Source organism: Nocardia albiluteola, from assembly GCF_018860155.1.
Taxonomy (GTDB): Bacteria; Actinomycetota; Actinomycetes; order Mycobacteriales; family Mycobacteriaceae; genus Nocardia; species Nocardia albiluteola.
The window spans coordinates 171,257-184,212 of record NZ_JAHKNI010000002.1 but is presented as its reverse complement, the minus strand read 5'-3'; the positions used below and the strand labels follow the sequence as shown (position 1 = coordinate 184,212).

Annotated in this window: 11 protein-coding genes and 3 tRNA genes; 4 read left to right on the top strand and 10 right to left on the bottom strand. The window is 67.8% G+C overall.

All coding sequences use genetic code 11. The annotated features are described in order from the left end of the window. Positions 1 to 28 precede the first annotated feature (28 nt). The 4 genes from KO481_RS06865 to KO481_RS06850 all read right to left on the bottom strand — a co-directional run bounded on the left by KO481_RS06865 (position 29) and on the right by KO481_RS06850 (position 3,777). Positions 29 to 673: a LysE family translocator gene (locus KO481_RS06865; RefSeq protein WP_215916152.1), complete on the bottom strand. Its 645-nt coding sequence runs from the start codon at positions 671 to 673 to the stop codon at positions 29 to 31. A 340-nt stretch (positions 674 to 1,013) separates the two neighbouring features. Next, positions 1,014 to 2,099 (bottom strand): 3-deoxy-7-phosphoheptulonate synthase, encoded by a 1,086-nt coding sequence (locus KO481_RS06860; protein ID WP_215916151.1) that lies wholly within the window; start codon positions 2,097 to 2,099, stop codon positions 1,014 to 1,016. Positions 2,100 to 2,266: 167 nt separating this feature from the next. Further along, positions 2,267 to 2,737, bottom strand: coding sequence for a carboxymuconolactone decarboxylase family protein (locus KO481_RS06855; RefSeq protein ID WP_215916150.1), 471 nt, complete (start codon positions 2,735 to 2,737; stop codon positions 2,267 to 2,269). Between the two features lie 164 nt (positions 2,738 to 2,901). Beyond that, entirely contained in the window at positions 2,902 to 3,777 is an 876-nt protein-coding gene (locus KO481_RS06850; protein ID WP_215916649.1) for an oxidoreductase, read from the bottom strand. 156 nt (positions 3,778 to 3,933) lie between these two features. Between KO481_RS06850 and KO481_RS06845 the strand changes: the two genes are divergently transcribed. The 4 genes from KO481_RS06845 (at position 3,934) to KO481_RS06830 (ending at position 9,142) form a co-directional block, all read left to right on the top strand. Further along, positions 3,934 to 4,098, top strand: coding sequence for a DUF5993 family protein (locus KO481_RS06845; RefSeq protein WP_215916149.1), 165 nt, complete (start codon positions 3,934 to 3,936; stop codon positions 4,096 to 4,098). Then, positions 4,095 to 4,730, top strand: a complete 636-nt coding sequence (locus tag KO481_RS06840; RefSeq protein ID WP_215916148.1) for a disulfide bond formation protein B — start codon at positions 4,095 to 4,097, stop codon at positions 4,728 to 4,730. The genes KO481_RS06845 and KO481_RS06840 overlap by 4 nt, the downstream gene beginning before the upstream one ends. 149 nt (positions 4,731 to 4,879) lie before the next feature. Next, positions 4,880 to 7,255 carry a glycerol-3-phosphate 1-O-acyltransferase gene (locus tag KO481_RS06835; RefSeq protein WP_215916147.1) on the top strand — a complete coding sequence of 792 codons (2,376 nt, stop codon included), beginning with the start codon at positions 4,880 to 4,882 and terminating at the stop codon, positions 7,253 to 7,255. Positions 7,256 to 7,621: 366 nt separating this feature from the next. Continuing rightward, positions 7,622 to 9,142 (top strand): HAD-IB family hydrolase, encoded by a 1,521-nt coding sequence (locus tag KO481_RS06830; protein WP_308166376.1) that lies wholly within the window; start codon positions 7,622 to 7,624, stop codon positions 9,140 to 9,142. A gap of 49 nt (positions 9,143 to 9,191) precedes the next feature. Here the strand turns inward: KO481_RS06830 and KO481_RS06825 are convergent, their stop codons facing one another. The 6 genes from KO481_RS06825 to KO481_RS06800 all read right to left on the bottom strand — a co-directional run bounded on the left by KO481_RS06825 (position 9,192) and on the right by KO481_RS06800 (position 12,135). After that, positions 9,192 to 9,893 (bottom strand): polyprenol monophosphomannose synthase, encoded by a 702-nt coding sequence (locus tag KO481_RS06825; RefSeq protein ID WP_215916647.1) that lies wholly within the window; start codon positions 9,891 to 9,893, stop codon positions 9,192 to 9,194. A gap of 167 nt (positions 9,894 to 10,060) precedes the next feature. Then, positions 10,061 to 10,237, bottom strand: coding sequence for a hypothetical protein (locus tag KO481_RS06820; RefSeq protein WP_215916146.1), 177 nt, complete (start codon positions 10,235 to 10,237; stop codon positions 10,061 to 10,063). A gap of 823 nt (positions 10,238 to 11,060) precedes the next feature. Further along, a tRNA-Phe gene (locus KO481_RS06815) sits at positions 11,061 to 11,134 on the bottom strand. A 36-nt stretch (positions 11,135 to 11,170) separates the two neighbouring features. Beyond that, positions 11,171 to 11,244 (bottom strand) — tRNA-Asp (locus KO481_RS06810). A gap of 30 nt (positions 11,245 to 11,274) precedes the next feature. Then, positions 11,275 to 11,347, bottom strand: a tRNA-Glu gene (locus KO481_RS06805). A gap of 131 nt (positions 11,348 to 11,478) precedes the next feature. Next, complete coding sequence (locus KO481_RS06800) at positions 11,479 to 12,135, bottom strand: TetR family transcriptional regulator (RefSeq protein WP_215916145.1); 657 nt, start codon at positions 12,133 to 12,135, stop codon at positions 11,479 to 11,481. Positions 12,136 to 12,956 lie beyond the last annotated feature (821 nt).

Below are 12,956 nucleotides of genomic sequence, written 5' to 3'. Positions count from 1 at the left end.
TGTTCGCGATCCGGAGGTCTGTTGCCGGTCAGGCGGGCAGGGGACGCGTGCGGTCCGAGGCCAGCAGGACCGCGATCGCCCCGAGCATGGTGCCGGTGACCCAGCGTTGAATCCGCAACCACAGCGGGCGTTCGCCGAGGAAGGCCGCGATCGTGCCCGCACCGACCACGATCAGGCCGTTCACGGTCACGGCGATGATCACCTGAACCGAACCGAGGCACAGGCTCTGCAACCAGATCCGCCCGTGCGCGGGAACCACGAACTGCGGGATCAGCGCCATGTACATGATGGCGATCTTCGGGTTCAGCAGATTGGTCAGCAGACCCATCCCGAACAGCTTGCCCGGGCGATCGGCGGGCAGCTCGGTGGGCGCGAAGGGCGAAGTCCCGCCGGGCTTCAGCGTCTTCCACGCCAGCCAGCCGATGTACAGCGCGCCCGCGAGTTTCAGCGCCAGATACAGCTCGGGCACCACCGCGAAGATCGTGGTGATCCCCGCCGTGGCGGCGCTCAGGTATGCCAGGAATCCGACGGCGACACCGCACAGCGACACCAGTCCGGCACGACGCCCCTGCGACACCGTTCGGGACACCAGGTACATCATGTTGGGCCCGGGCGTCAAAACCAGCCCGAGCGAGGCCAGCGCCACACCCGCAATCGCAGTCGTTCCGATCATGAGCCCATAGTGGACGTTCACCCGACCCGCTGTCGCGATCCAATCCGGAACAACTGGTCTGCATCGCAACGGCCACTTCGCGCGACCGGCCATACCGAGGCGCGTTACCCACATGCCAACCGCCGCACGCCGTCACGGGTTCGGCGCTCACCCCGACGACACACGCCGTCACCGATCCGCATTTGGTCCGTCCCCCCGGGCCGGTCCGTCGACCACAGGTTGCCGGCGCATAACAGAGTCGAGATGCGCTGGCGCACAGGGCGACTCCGCATCGAGTCCGGGATTCGCGGTCGTTCCAGCGCCGTGAAACGACCGCGAATCCCCACCGCGGGAAGCGATCTCAGCGACGGGCAGCGACCGCGTCCGCCAGGCGATCCAGCTGCGCGGCGGTGGTGTCCCAGTCGATGCAGGCGTCGGTGATGGACTGGCCGTAGGTCAGGTCGGCGGCGCGGCCGAGGGTCAGGTCCTGGCGTCCGGCGACGAGGAAGCTCTCCATCATCAGGCCGACGACGGCGCGGTCGCCGTCGGCGATGCGCGCGGCGATATCGGTCACGACGTCGACCTGCCGGTTGTGGTCCTTGTTGCTGTTGCCGTGGCTGGCATCGACGACCACGCGCTGGGGCAGCTGCGCCTTCTCGAGCCGCAGGCAGGCCTCGGCGACCGAGGCAGCATCGTAGTTGGTGCCGTTGCTGCCGCCGCGCAGGATGACGTGGCAGTCGGGGTTGCCGGCGGTGCGGATCAGCGCCGACCGACCCTCCAGGTCGGTACCGGGGAAGACGTGGCTGGCCCCGGCCGCACGCACACCGTCGACGGCCACCTGCACGTCGCCGTCGGTGCCGTTCTTGATGCCGACCGGCATCGACAGCGCGCTGGACAGCTGCCGGTGCACCTGGCTGGCGGCGGTGCGGGCCCCGATCGCGCCGTAGGAGACCAGGTCGGCGATGTACTGCGGGGTGATCGGGTCGAGGAATTCGCAGGCCACGGGCAGCCCGAGCGCGGTGATGCCGACCAGCAGCTCCCGGCCCAGCCCCAGGCCCGTGTTGACGTCGAACGACCCGTCCAGGTGCGGGTCGTTGATCAGGCCCTTCCAGCCCAGGGTGGTGCGCGGCTTCTCGAAGTACACCCGCATCACCACGTGCAGCCGGTCCGAGATCTCGGCGGCCTTGGCGGCCAGGCGCCGCGCGTACTCCAGGGCGGCCTCGGGGTCGTGCACCGAGCACGGGCCGACGATCACCATGAGGCGGTCGTCGGCGCCGCGCAGCACATCAACGGTGGCCTTGCGCCCGGCCCGGACGATGTCGGCGAGGGTGTCGTCGATGGGGTGCGCGCGGCGCACGTCGGCGGGCGAGAGGAGGGGGCTGATGCTCAGGGTGCGACGATCGTCGAGGTCGCTGTGTTTGGCATCGACGTCGGCTGCTGTGGTCATCGTGTGGCTCCTTGTTCTCAGGTCGGCCCACGATGTGGAAATCCCGGCGAGCCGACTGTGTGCGGCTCGGGATGGGGGAAGGTCAGCGCGGTTCACCGACCGGCCCACCCAGGGCCGGGGAGATAAACCAGAAATACGCGCGCTGCACGTCGGCGACTGTACCAGACTCAGCCCAGCGACCCGGCGACGTAGCTGCCCGCGGGGGTCCGGGCGATCACATTGAGCCGGTTGTAGGCGTTGATCACGGCAACCAGCGAGACCAGCGCACCGATCTGCTCGTCGTCGTAGTGCTTGCGCACCTGCTCCCAGGTCTCGTCGCTGACGCCCTCGTGGGCATCGGCCAGCCGGGTGCCCTCCTCGGCCAGGGCGAGCGCGGCCCGCTCGGCCTCGGTGAACACGGTGGCCTCGCGCCAGGCGGCGACCAGGTTCAGCCGCACCCAGTCCTCGCCGGCCGCGACGGCGTCCTTGGCGTGCATATCGGTGCAGAAGCCGCACCCGTTGATCTGGCTGGCACGCAGCATCACCATGTGCTGCGTGATCGCGGGCACGGTGGACTGGTGCACGACCTGACCGGCGTTGCCCAGGCGCTTGATGAACTTGACGAAGGTCTCGTTGCTGAAGTCGATACGAGGTTCCATGACAATGTCCTCACTCTCGGTGCCGCCCGGTGTGGCGGCGCTATACCAAGACGACGACGCGCCTCTCGCGAGTGTGACAACCCCGGAAGTGAGCTGTCTCACTCCGACGGACCGGACCAGCGTGCCCGAATCCGGCCGTCCCGCAATCCCTTCCGGAACAGCTCTCAGTGGAAGCGGTAGGAGACCTTGGTCAGCTGCTCGGACAGATCCCACAGCCGGCGGGCGGTGACCTCGTCCTTCGAGGCGGCCGAGGAGCCACTCGGGCCCGGGTAGCCGCGCAGGCCGCCCAGGCCGGTCGGACCGTAGAAACCGCCCCGCTCGACGTCGGTGGTGGCTGCGTACAGGGTCGGCAGCGCGCCCATCTCGGCGCTCTGGGCCAGCAGCCGGTTGCCGAGCGTCATCACCGGATCCAGGAGGGATTCGGTGTGGGACTGCAGATCCGTTGCGGCATAACCGGGGTGGGCCGCGACCGAGATCTTCGGCGAGCTCGCCGTGGTGAGGCGGCGCTGCAGTTCACGGGCGAACATCAGGTTGGCCAGCTTGGATTGTCCGTAGGCCCGCCAGCGTTCGTAGCGGCGGTGCTCCCAGTTCAGGTCGGTCAGGTCGATGCGGCCGATCAGGTGCGCGCCGCTGGAGAGGGTGACGACGCGGTCGGAGATCTTCTCCAGCAGCAGCCCGGTCAGCGCGAAGTGCCCGAGATGGTTTGTGCCGACCTGCATTTCGAAGCCGTCCGCGGTGTGCTTGAACGGCAGCGCCATCACACCGGCGTTGTTGATCAGCACATCGGCGCGCTCGACGGAGTCTGCGAATTCACGGATCGAGGTCAGATCGGCAAGGTCGAGCCGGCGCACCTGGGCCCGCTCGCCGATCGTGTTCGCCACCGCCCGCGCCTTCACCTCGTCGCGGCACGCCATGATCACCTGCGCACCCGCTCCGGCCAGCGCCCGCGCGGTCACCGCGCCGAGGCCGCTGTTCGCGCCGGTGACGATGATCGTCCGGCCGCTCTGATCGGGTAGGTCGGAAATGCTCCAGCCGTTCACGGATTCGAGTCTAGATCGGCAACCGGGTCGAGTCCGATACCCGGTTCGCAATAATTCGCCGATATTTGCGCGCAGTTTGCTCATCGTAAAAGGAAAAAGGCCGGGGGCGGCGCGCATACGCCGCTTCTACCTCTATAAACGGTAGCCTTCGCGGGCATGGACACGCTCCTCTTCGCGGGTTTGCTTGCAACCGTGGCGGTGATGTATCGGCAACAATCGCGCCGGGTCGTCCTGGGCGCATGGTGGATCGTTCTGGTGCTGACCTGCCTGCTGCTGTGGCACCACATCACCGGCGGACTCGGGCTGGGGCTGACCTGGTGAGCGTGCAGTCGGAAAATGCCACCGATCGAGTGCGGCCGGCGCTCGGCCGGACCCAATTCTGGCTGGCCTGCGTATTCATGGCGGGCTGGACGGGGGTGGTCTGCGGCGGGCTGGGCGTGCAGTTCATCGCCTGGGATTACCCGTGCCCGCTGTGCGTGGTGCAGCGGATGTTCATGCTGCTGGCCGGGCTGGGCGGCGCCTACATCGTGCGCAATGCCATGAACGGCGACATCGAGCCGCAGGACTACGCGACGGGCTGGGGCCTGGCGCTGATCGGCTGCACCGCAGGCGGTTTCGCATCCTGGCGGCAGACGATGCTGCACATTCGGCCCGGGGACCCGGGGTACGGGGCGCCGGTGCTGGGCCTGCACCTGTACGTGTGGGCGCTGGTGCTGTTCGTCACGGCGATCGCGGTCATCGGCGTGGTGCTGTCGCTGTCGTACCGGACCGCCGCGCCCACGGTTCCGGCGGTGCCGCACCGGCTGATCGGGCGAATCTGCTTCGGATTCATCACCGCGGTGATCGCGATCAACCTCGTGTCGATCTTCGCCCTCGAGGGGCTGCACTGGTTCCTGCCGGACGATCCCGATCGCTATCGGCTCTTCTACGATCTGCACCTGCTCGGGGAGTAGGGAACGGTGCGGGCCCGGGTATTCACGTCCGGGTCGGCGCCCGATCGTCGCTCATCGCCGCCGCCTCCAGATGATGGTCGCCAACCTCCTGCGCGAAACCCACCGGCCGGGATTGAATGGGAAAGCGTCATCAGATGGAAGGTTTCGCAATGATCGATCACCGCGCCGGTGTTCCGGCGCCGCCCGGCCCGAGCGATACACCGCAATCGGTGGTCGCCCTGGTGGATGCGAGCTCGCCGGTGGAGCGCGAGCTGATCGGCGGCTGGCTGGCCGAGGGCGGGGTCACCGCGGAGCTCGGCATCGACACCCCGGTCACCCAGCTCGACCTCGACCCCGAGGCGGTGGCGGCGCGGCTGGTCGGGCGCCGGGACGATCCGCTGGTGCTGCCGATCCGGGTGCTGTGGCTGCCCGCGGAGCGAGACGGGGTGCGCCGCATCACCTTTACCGACCTGGCCACTCTCAGCAATCCACGCAGCCCGCACCGGCTGCTGCAACGCCGCCTGGTGGCCAAGGCGCCCGATCGCCACCTGGTGCTGACCGGTCAGCCCGCCCGGCTCAGCGAGCTGCGGGCCAACAATCCCGCCGTGGCCGGCTCCGCCGAACCGTTCGCCCGGGCCATCGTCCGGGCCGGAATCGTGGCGCTCGAGCGCGCCGAACGCGCCGTGATCGGCGATCGGTACAAGGTGCCGCGGCTGGTCGCCGAGGAGATCCTGGACTCCCCCGAATTCCTGCGCCGCCTCGACGCCATCGCCGAGCACATGAGCCTGCGCCCGAGCGAGGTATACCGGCGCGCGGAGCGGGCACTGCGGGAACTGGTGGCGGCGCAGAGCCGGCTGGTCTCGGATCTGTTCACCCAGGCCATGCGCCCGGTGCACGCCTCGGCCTGGCAGGTCGAGGCGGACACGTCCGGCCTGGCCGCGCTGCGCCGCCTGAATCAGCGCTACCCCCTGGTGTTCCTGCCCTCGCACCGATCCTACGTGGATGCGTTCGTGCTGGGTGATGCCCTGGCGCGCAACGACTTTCCGCCGAACCATGTGATCGGCGGCGCGAACCTGCGGTTCTGGCCGATGGGCCCGATCGCCCGACGCACCGGAACGGTGTTCATCCGGCGCAGTTTCGGCGACGACGAGGTGTACAAGGCGGTGGTGGAGGAGTACTTCGCCTACCTGCTGGCCAAGCGGTTCAACCTGGAGTGGTATTTCGAGGGCGGGCGCACACGCACCGGCAAGCTCCGCCCGCCGCGGTACGGACTACTGAATTACCTTGCGGCCGCGATTCGTTCGCGCCGCGTCGAGGACGTGATGCTCGTTCCGGTGTCGATCACCTACGAGCGGCTCAACGAGCTCGGCGCGATCGCCACCGAGCAGGCGGGCGGGGTGAAGAAGCCCGAGAACCTACCCTGGCTGGCGCGATACATTCGCAACCAACAGCATTCGGCCGGGCACGTGTACGTGCGCTTCGGCACCCCGCTCTCGGCGCGCGAACGCCTGGGCGCGCACGGCGATCCGCTCCAGCCCGATCCGGGCCCGGCCGAGCCGCTGCCCGCGCAGGTTCACGATCAGGAGCGAAAGGCCGTGCAGCAGCTGGCCTTCGAGGTGGCCGTCGGCATCAACGCGGTGACCCCGATCACGGTGAACGCGCTGGTCACCCTGATTCTGCTCGGCGTGGACGAGCGTGCGCTGACCCTCGGCGAGGTGCGCATGGCGCTGCGGCCGGTGCGCGGCTATATCGGTAACCGGGGCCTGCCCGGTGGCGAACTCGAGGCCCTGGACGACGACAACGGGCTCGCGGTGGTGCTCGAGCAGCTGTCGGCCGCGAAGGTGGTGACGGTCTACCGCGGCGGACTCGAGCCGGTGTATTCGATCGAGACCGGCGCGCACCTGGAGGCGGCGTTCTATCGCAACAGCGCGGTGCACTGGTTCGTCAACCGCGCCATCCTCGAGCTGTCGGTGCTCGCCGCGGTGGAGGCGCCGGAGGGGCAGCAGCTCGAGGCCGGCTGGGAGGCCGCCTATCGACTGCGGGACCTGCTGAAATTCGAGTTCTTCTTCCCCGAGCGCGCCGAATTCGCGGCGGAGATGACCGCGGAAATGCTGCTGGCGGTACCGGATTGGCGCACCCGCACGGCCGACGGCACCGTGGGCGCCGACATCCTGGCGACGCTGGCCGATTCCGGCTTCATCATGGCGCACCGCGTGCTGCGCTCGTTCTTCGACGCGCAACTGGTGGTGGCCGAACGCCTCGCGGCCCACGACGGCGGGCCGCTGGATCGCAAGCAATTCATCGACGAATGCCTGGCGGTCGGCCATCAGATGCTGCTGCAGCAGCGGCTGCACAGCCCCGAATCGGTGTCCTCCGAATTGTTCTCCAGCGCATTGAAACTCGCCGACAACCACGGCCTGCTCACCCCCGACGGCACCGATCTCCCCACCCGCAGAAGGGCTTTCGCCGACGAGCTGCGCATCATCAGCGCCCGGATCTCTCGCGCCGCGGCCCTGGATCCCTCGAACCGGACGGACGGGCCATGAACGGGGCGAAGTGGAGCCAACCACCTAGCGCCGGCGAGGTGCAGTCGTGAACGGAGCGCAGCGGAGTGAACCAGTGACGCAGCGCGCCCCGCGCACGACGGAGCCGAGCGCCGGCGAGGTGGAGTCGTGAACGGAGCGCAGCGGAGTGAACCAGTGACACAGCGCGCCGCGCGCACGACGGAGCCGAGCGCCAGCGAGGTGGAGTCGTGAACGGAGCGCAGCGGAGTGAACCAGTGACACAGCGCGCCGCGCGCACGACGGAGCCGAGCGCCGGCGAGGTGGAGTCGTGAACGGAGCGCAGCGGAGTGAACCAGTGACACAGCGCGCCGCGCGCACGACGGAGCCGAGCGCCAGCGAGGTGCAGTCGTGAGCGCACTGATGCCCCGGAGGGACCGCATCGGCAAGGCCGAGGCGAACACCGGGTTGGAGGCCGCGATCGAAGCGGTTCGCACGGGACCGCAGGGACCGGATATCTTGGCGGTCTTCGATTTCGGCGGCACCGTCGTGCACGGCTTCACCCCGCAGTCCGCCGCACGGCGGCTGCTGCACCGTCCCGACGGCCGGGCCGCGCTGACCGACACGCTGCTCACCAGCATTCGCGGGGCGCGCGCCGAGGGCGAGTACGAGCGATTCCTGCAGCGCATCATGTCCATATGGGCCGGACATTCGGAGCTCGAGCTGGCCGAACTGGGCACGGATCTGTTCCGCCACACCATCTACGGGCATCTATATCCGGAGGCCTGGCGGTTGATTCGCGCGCATGAGGCGGCCGGTCACACGCTGGTGCTGGCCACCTGCCTGTCACGGTTCCAGGTCGAGCCCGCCGCAGCGGAATTGGGCTTCGCGCACGTGCTCTACACCCCTATGGCCGTGCACGACGACCTGCTCACCGGGCATGTGGAGGGAAAGCCACTGTGGCGCAACGGCAAGGCTGAGGCGGTGCGCCGGTTCGCGGCGGTCCGCGGCGTGGAACTGTCCCGCGGGTACGCCTACGCCGATGCCGCCACGGACGTGCCGCTGCTGGAGGCGGCCGGGCATGCGACGGCGGTGAATCCGGATCCCGGGATGGCGATCCAGGCCCGCGACCGGGGCTGGCCGATGCTGACCTTCCGGCCCCGGGAGTCCGCCGGAGCCCTCGATATCGCACGCACCGCAGCCGGATTCGCCGGTCTGCTCGGCGGCGCCGCCGCCGGGGTCGCGGTCGCGTCGCGCACCGGCGGGCCCTCGGAAGCGCCGCCATCGGGCACAGCCTCGCGTACCGGCCGGCAGCGGGGCATGGCCGATTCGATGATCACCCACGCCGCCGCGGCGACCCTGCGCACGACCGGCGTGCGGATGCGGGTCACCGGCGCCGAATACGCGCGGGCGCCGCGACCGGCGGTCTTCGTCTTCAATCACCAGAGCCAGTTCGACATGGTGGTCCTGGCCGCCGTCCTCGGTGCCGGGTTCACCGGAATCGTGAAGAAGGAGGTGACCGCGAACCCGGTATTCGGACCGCTGCTGCGCTTCGCGGGGGCGACCTTCATCGATCGTTCCGATTCCGCCGGCGCGCGGGCCGCGCTGGCGCCGGTGGTGCAGACCCTGCGCAGCGGATTGTCGATCGTGATCGCACCCGAGGGCACCCGTTCGCTCACGCCGCGGGTGGGCCCGTTCAAGAAGGGCGCATTTCATATCGCCCAGCAGGCCGGGGTGCCCGTTGTTCCGGTGGTGATCCGCAATGCCGGGGAGATCGCCTGGCGCAATTCCGCGATCGTGCGCAAGGGCACCGTCGACGTGGCGGTGCTACCGCCGATCGACGTGAGCGGTTGGAATGCCGCGGATATGACGGACGAGGTGGAGCGAGTCCGCGAGTTGTTCGTGCGGACCCTGGTGGACTGGCCCGGCTAGTGCTTACCCACCCCGCCGGCTCCGTAAGCTCCGCCGGCTCACCGTCGCCCTAGACCTGCTTGCCGAACAGCAGCTTCCACGGCATTGCGGCGGATTCGAGCTGCACGCCGAGGCTCATCTTCGAGGCGCCCTTGGTGCGTTCCTCGAACCGGATCGGCACCTCGGCGATGGAGATGCCCTTCTTGATGGCCCGGTAGTTCATCTCGACCTGGAAGGAATAGCCGTTGCTGTGGATCGAGGCGACGTCGATCGCGCGCAGCGTATCGGCCTTCCACGCCTTGAATCCGGCGGTGGAGTCCTTGACGCCCAGGCGCAGGATCGCGTTGACGTAGAAGTTGGCCCAGGCCGAGAGGGCCTTGCGGTACCACTTCCACTCCGACGCGGTGGATCCGCCCGGAACGTACCGGGACCCCAGGACGACGCCGGCCCCGGTGGTCTCGAGCTTGTCCAGCATCGCGGGAATGACGTCGGCGGGATGCGACAGGTCGGCATCCATCTGGATGACGACATCGGCGCCCTCGTCCAGGGCCCGGGTGATGCCCGCGATGTAGGCGCGGCCCAGGCCGTCCTTTTCGACACGATGCAATACGCCCAGCGATTCCGGACGCTCGGCGACGAGCTTGTCGGCGAGCTCACCGGTGCCGTCCGGGGAGCTGTCGTCGACGACGAGGATGTGCAGGTCCGCGACCGGCAGAGCGGTCAACCGTTCCACCGCCACCGGCAGGTTTTCCCGCTCGTTGTAGGTCGGCACCACAACGGTCACCTTCAAGGGTCACCCTCCCGCTCGTTTGCGCGCACGTTGTTCTCCACAGACCGTAGCGGACCTCGTCGCGCGAGGCTCCCCCGCCTCTCCGGGTTTCCCGCGGCGGGTGAGCTCCGTTACTGCCCGGGAACTCGACGGACAATCCGATGGTCCGGCTACTTGCCGTCGTACCGGTCCCCGATTGCATTGCGCTGCCGGACAATCTCCAACGCCCGCTCCGCCGTCGTCCGGTCCGGATAGGGCCCCATCCGATCGGCGAACCAGCATCGCTTGCTCTGCTCGGCCCGGTGATGTTTGAGGCAGTAATACCAATCGGAGTCGGAGTCGCCCATGTGATCATCATCCCACCCGCCACCGGGAACGGCCGGCCGCCCTCGCAACCCCCGAACCGATTCCCCGGTCCCGCCCCGAATATGCCCCCACCGCACACATCGTGACCAATCCCACCCCGAGAGTCATTCCGAATGAAATAGGCACCACGCTCGGCTCGAAACGCATGACACGACAGGAATTTTCGCAAAGCGCCATCCATGGCTCCTCAAACAATCGATGAACACCCCTATCCGCCTCGAGAAAGTTGGCGAACACAACAAAAGGCGGCACAACAAGAACATCCCCCGACACCCACCCGAGACAACCGATTTCGCCGAACAACACCCACCCGAGCCCCTCGGAAGTTGATCGACAACCAATCCCCGCCCCGCTCCAGGAAATCTCGCAGCAATCCCCTATTCCGCGAGCCGCTTACCCATTAGCAGGGCATTCACAACAAAGCCCCCGCAGACGAACCACACCCCCCGACCATGCGACACCAGCCCATAGCGGGAGGCAGCGAGATCAGCCCGACGAACGACACCCCCCTAGAAGGACACTCGCCCCGCAAGAGACGTCCACCCCACACCGACACTCACGAGCACACAGATCGAAGCGGCACAGGCACACCGGCCCAACCACCGAAAATAGGTCAGAGGCATGCAGCCCAACACAGCGACAAAGAAGCGCACCGACGAGAGAAGAAATACGTCGGATTGAACCGGTGATAGGGGGTCCGGGGGGCGAAGCCCCTCCGGCGTGGGGGTGTGGGGGCCGGGCCCCCACAAGTCACTTCCGAACGTGGTGAAGCGCGAAGCGAGAACAGGGCGAACCCTGAGGAAGTGGCCAAGGCCGGGATCGAACCGGCGACCTTCCGCTTTTCAGGCGGACGCTCGTACCAACTGAGCTACCTGGCCGGGGGCACCCGAACCGAATGCCTACATACAGTCTTGCGACCCTGACGGGACTCGAACCCGCGACCTCCGCCGTGACAGGGCGGCGCGCTAACCAACTGCGCCACAGGGCCTTGCTCTTGCTCTCAACGGTGTTACCACCGTACCCCCTACGGGATTCGAACCCGCGCTACCGCCTTGAAAGGGCGGCGTCCTAGGCCGCTAGACGAAGGGGGCCCGGCCGGATTTCTCCGATCCGTTTCTCAACGGCGTCCGTTGGGAGCTGGGATAGCTTATGACAGCTTCGGCGCGAAACCCAAATCGGCTGGTCAGACGACTGGATCGGGCTCCGGGAGGCCACCTCGGGCTTAGACGTTGAGATCTTCCAGCCGCGCACTGGCCCGCCAGCCGATGACACGGAACTCCCCGAGCCACTCGGCGGTGGCCATGGATTCGACGATGACCTCGAGCGCCTCGGCGAACCGCGTGCGCAGATCGAGCGGGCTGGCATGGTCGGCGATGTAGCGCTGACCGGCCAGCGCGGCGGTGAGGGTGCGGGCGAACCGGTCCGGATCGGCGTCGGCGCGCAGCTGCTTCTGGTCGATGGCGCGCACGGCCAGGGTCCGCACGGCCCGTCCGAGGATCCGCCCGCCGCCCGCCTGGATGTCCCGGTAGAACTCCGGCTCGATGATGAGCCGGAACTCGGCCTGGACGATGATGTCGTTGTCCAGGCGCAACGCGACCTCGTCGAGCATCCCGTGCAGGATGTCCAGGGGGCCGAGATCCGTTCTGGCGAGCCAGCGTTCAGTGCTCCCCCGGTAACGCTCGACGGCGGCGTCCAGCACCGCGCGCGCGAGATCCTCCTTGGAGTCGAAGTGGAAGTACATGGCGCCCTTGGTGGCGCGCGAGCCCTCCAATATCCGGTTCAACGATGCGGCGGCGTAGCCGCTTTTCCCGAATTCAACGGCGGCCGACCTGATGATCGCCGCGCGAGTCCGGCGGGCCCGCTCTTGCTGCCGTGCCATGCTCGAAACGCCTCCGAAGCTACTTACCGCCGGAGGACCCCCCGTCGGGAACAGTCCTCGGTGCGAGTTTATGAGATTTTTAAATACCAAGATCCGGGCTACTGCCCGGTTTTTCAAACTCGAGGTACGAAAAGTCGCGGGGAAACCTGAAACACACCAACTGGTATAGTTCTCCAGGCCCGGGTGCGCCGCAGGGGGTGCGCACCCGGGTGTTTTGTGTTCGTCTTCGGATCTGCCTCCCGCGACGCGATCTCCAGGGCCTCGCGAACGGCCACACCGGTCGCGACGCATACGGGCACATCAACCATAGGCCGAATCCCCTCCCATCGGGCCACAGCCGGTTCTTCCGGAATTCACCAACGGGTCACCGTACTCCCGATCCTTGTCCACCGTGGGAAGTACCGGAAAGTCGGTGGGTGAAATCCACTTTCCGATGTTTGGGGCAAATATTCGGTTACCCACTCGCCCCACAGTTCCTTTCGCGAATTCCACCAGGCCGCAGCGCGGTTCATCGCCGGGGCGCGCCCTTCCCTGCGAGCCGCCCGCACCGGGACACACTCCCGCTCGACGGGCCGCCCGCCGGGCCGATCCCCTCGACACCCTCACCTCCACTACCAATTACATTGTCACGCACCGCGATTGGTTGATGTTTACACACTTCGCCGCTGAAACAAATTGGAAGTCAATGGGATTACCCCCAACCTCGCGCCCCGCGAGGTCACCAGAGGGTCCGGGGCCCCGGAGGTGACCGATATCCGCTACCTCCGACCGCCCCGCCGCTCCCGTCCCGGTGGCGACCGACGGACGGGCCGGCCGGCACC

Excerpts from the sequence above, each read along its gene's own strand:
- KO481_RS06860 (WP_215916151.1), bottom strand. The coding sequence starts at position 2,099 with ATGACCACAGCAGCCGACGTCGATGCCAAACACAGCGACCTCGACGAT.
- KO481_RS06845 (WP_215916149.1), top strand. The coding sequence starts at position 3,934 with ATGGACACGCTCCTCTTCGCGGGTTTGCTTGCAACCGTGGCGGTGATG.
- KO481_RS06855 (WP_215916150.1), bottom strand. The coding sequence starts at position 2,737 with ATGGAACCTCGTATCGACTTCAGCAACGAGACCTTCGTCAAGTTCATC.
- KO481_RS06865 (WP_215916152.1), bottom strand. The coding sequence starts at position 673 with ATGATCGGAACGACTGCGATTGCGGGTGTGGCGCTGGCCTCGCTCGGG.
- KO481_RS06835 (WP_215916147.1), top strand. The coding sequence starts at position 4,880 with ATGATCGATCACCGCGCCGGTGTTCCGGCGCCGCCCGGCCCGAGCGAT.
- KO481_RS06820 (WP_215916146.1), bottom strand. The coding sequence starts at position 10,237 with ATGGGCGACTCCGACTCCGATTGGTATTACTGCCTCAAACATCACCGG.
- KO481_RS06800 (WP_215916145.1), bottom strand. The coding sequence starts at position 12,135 with ATGGCACGGCAGCAAGAGCGGGCCCGCCGGACTCGCGCGGCGATCATC.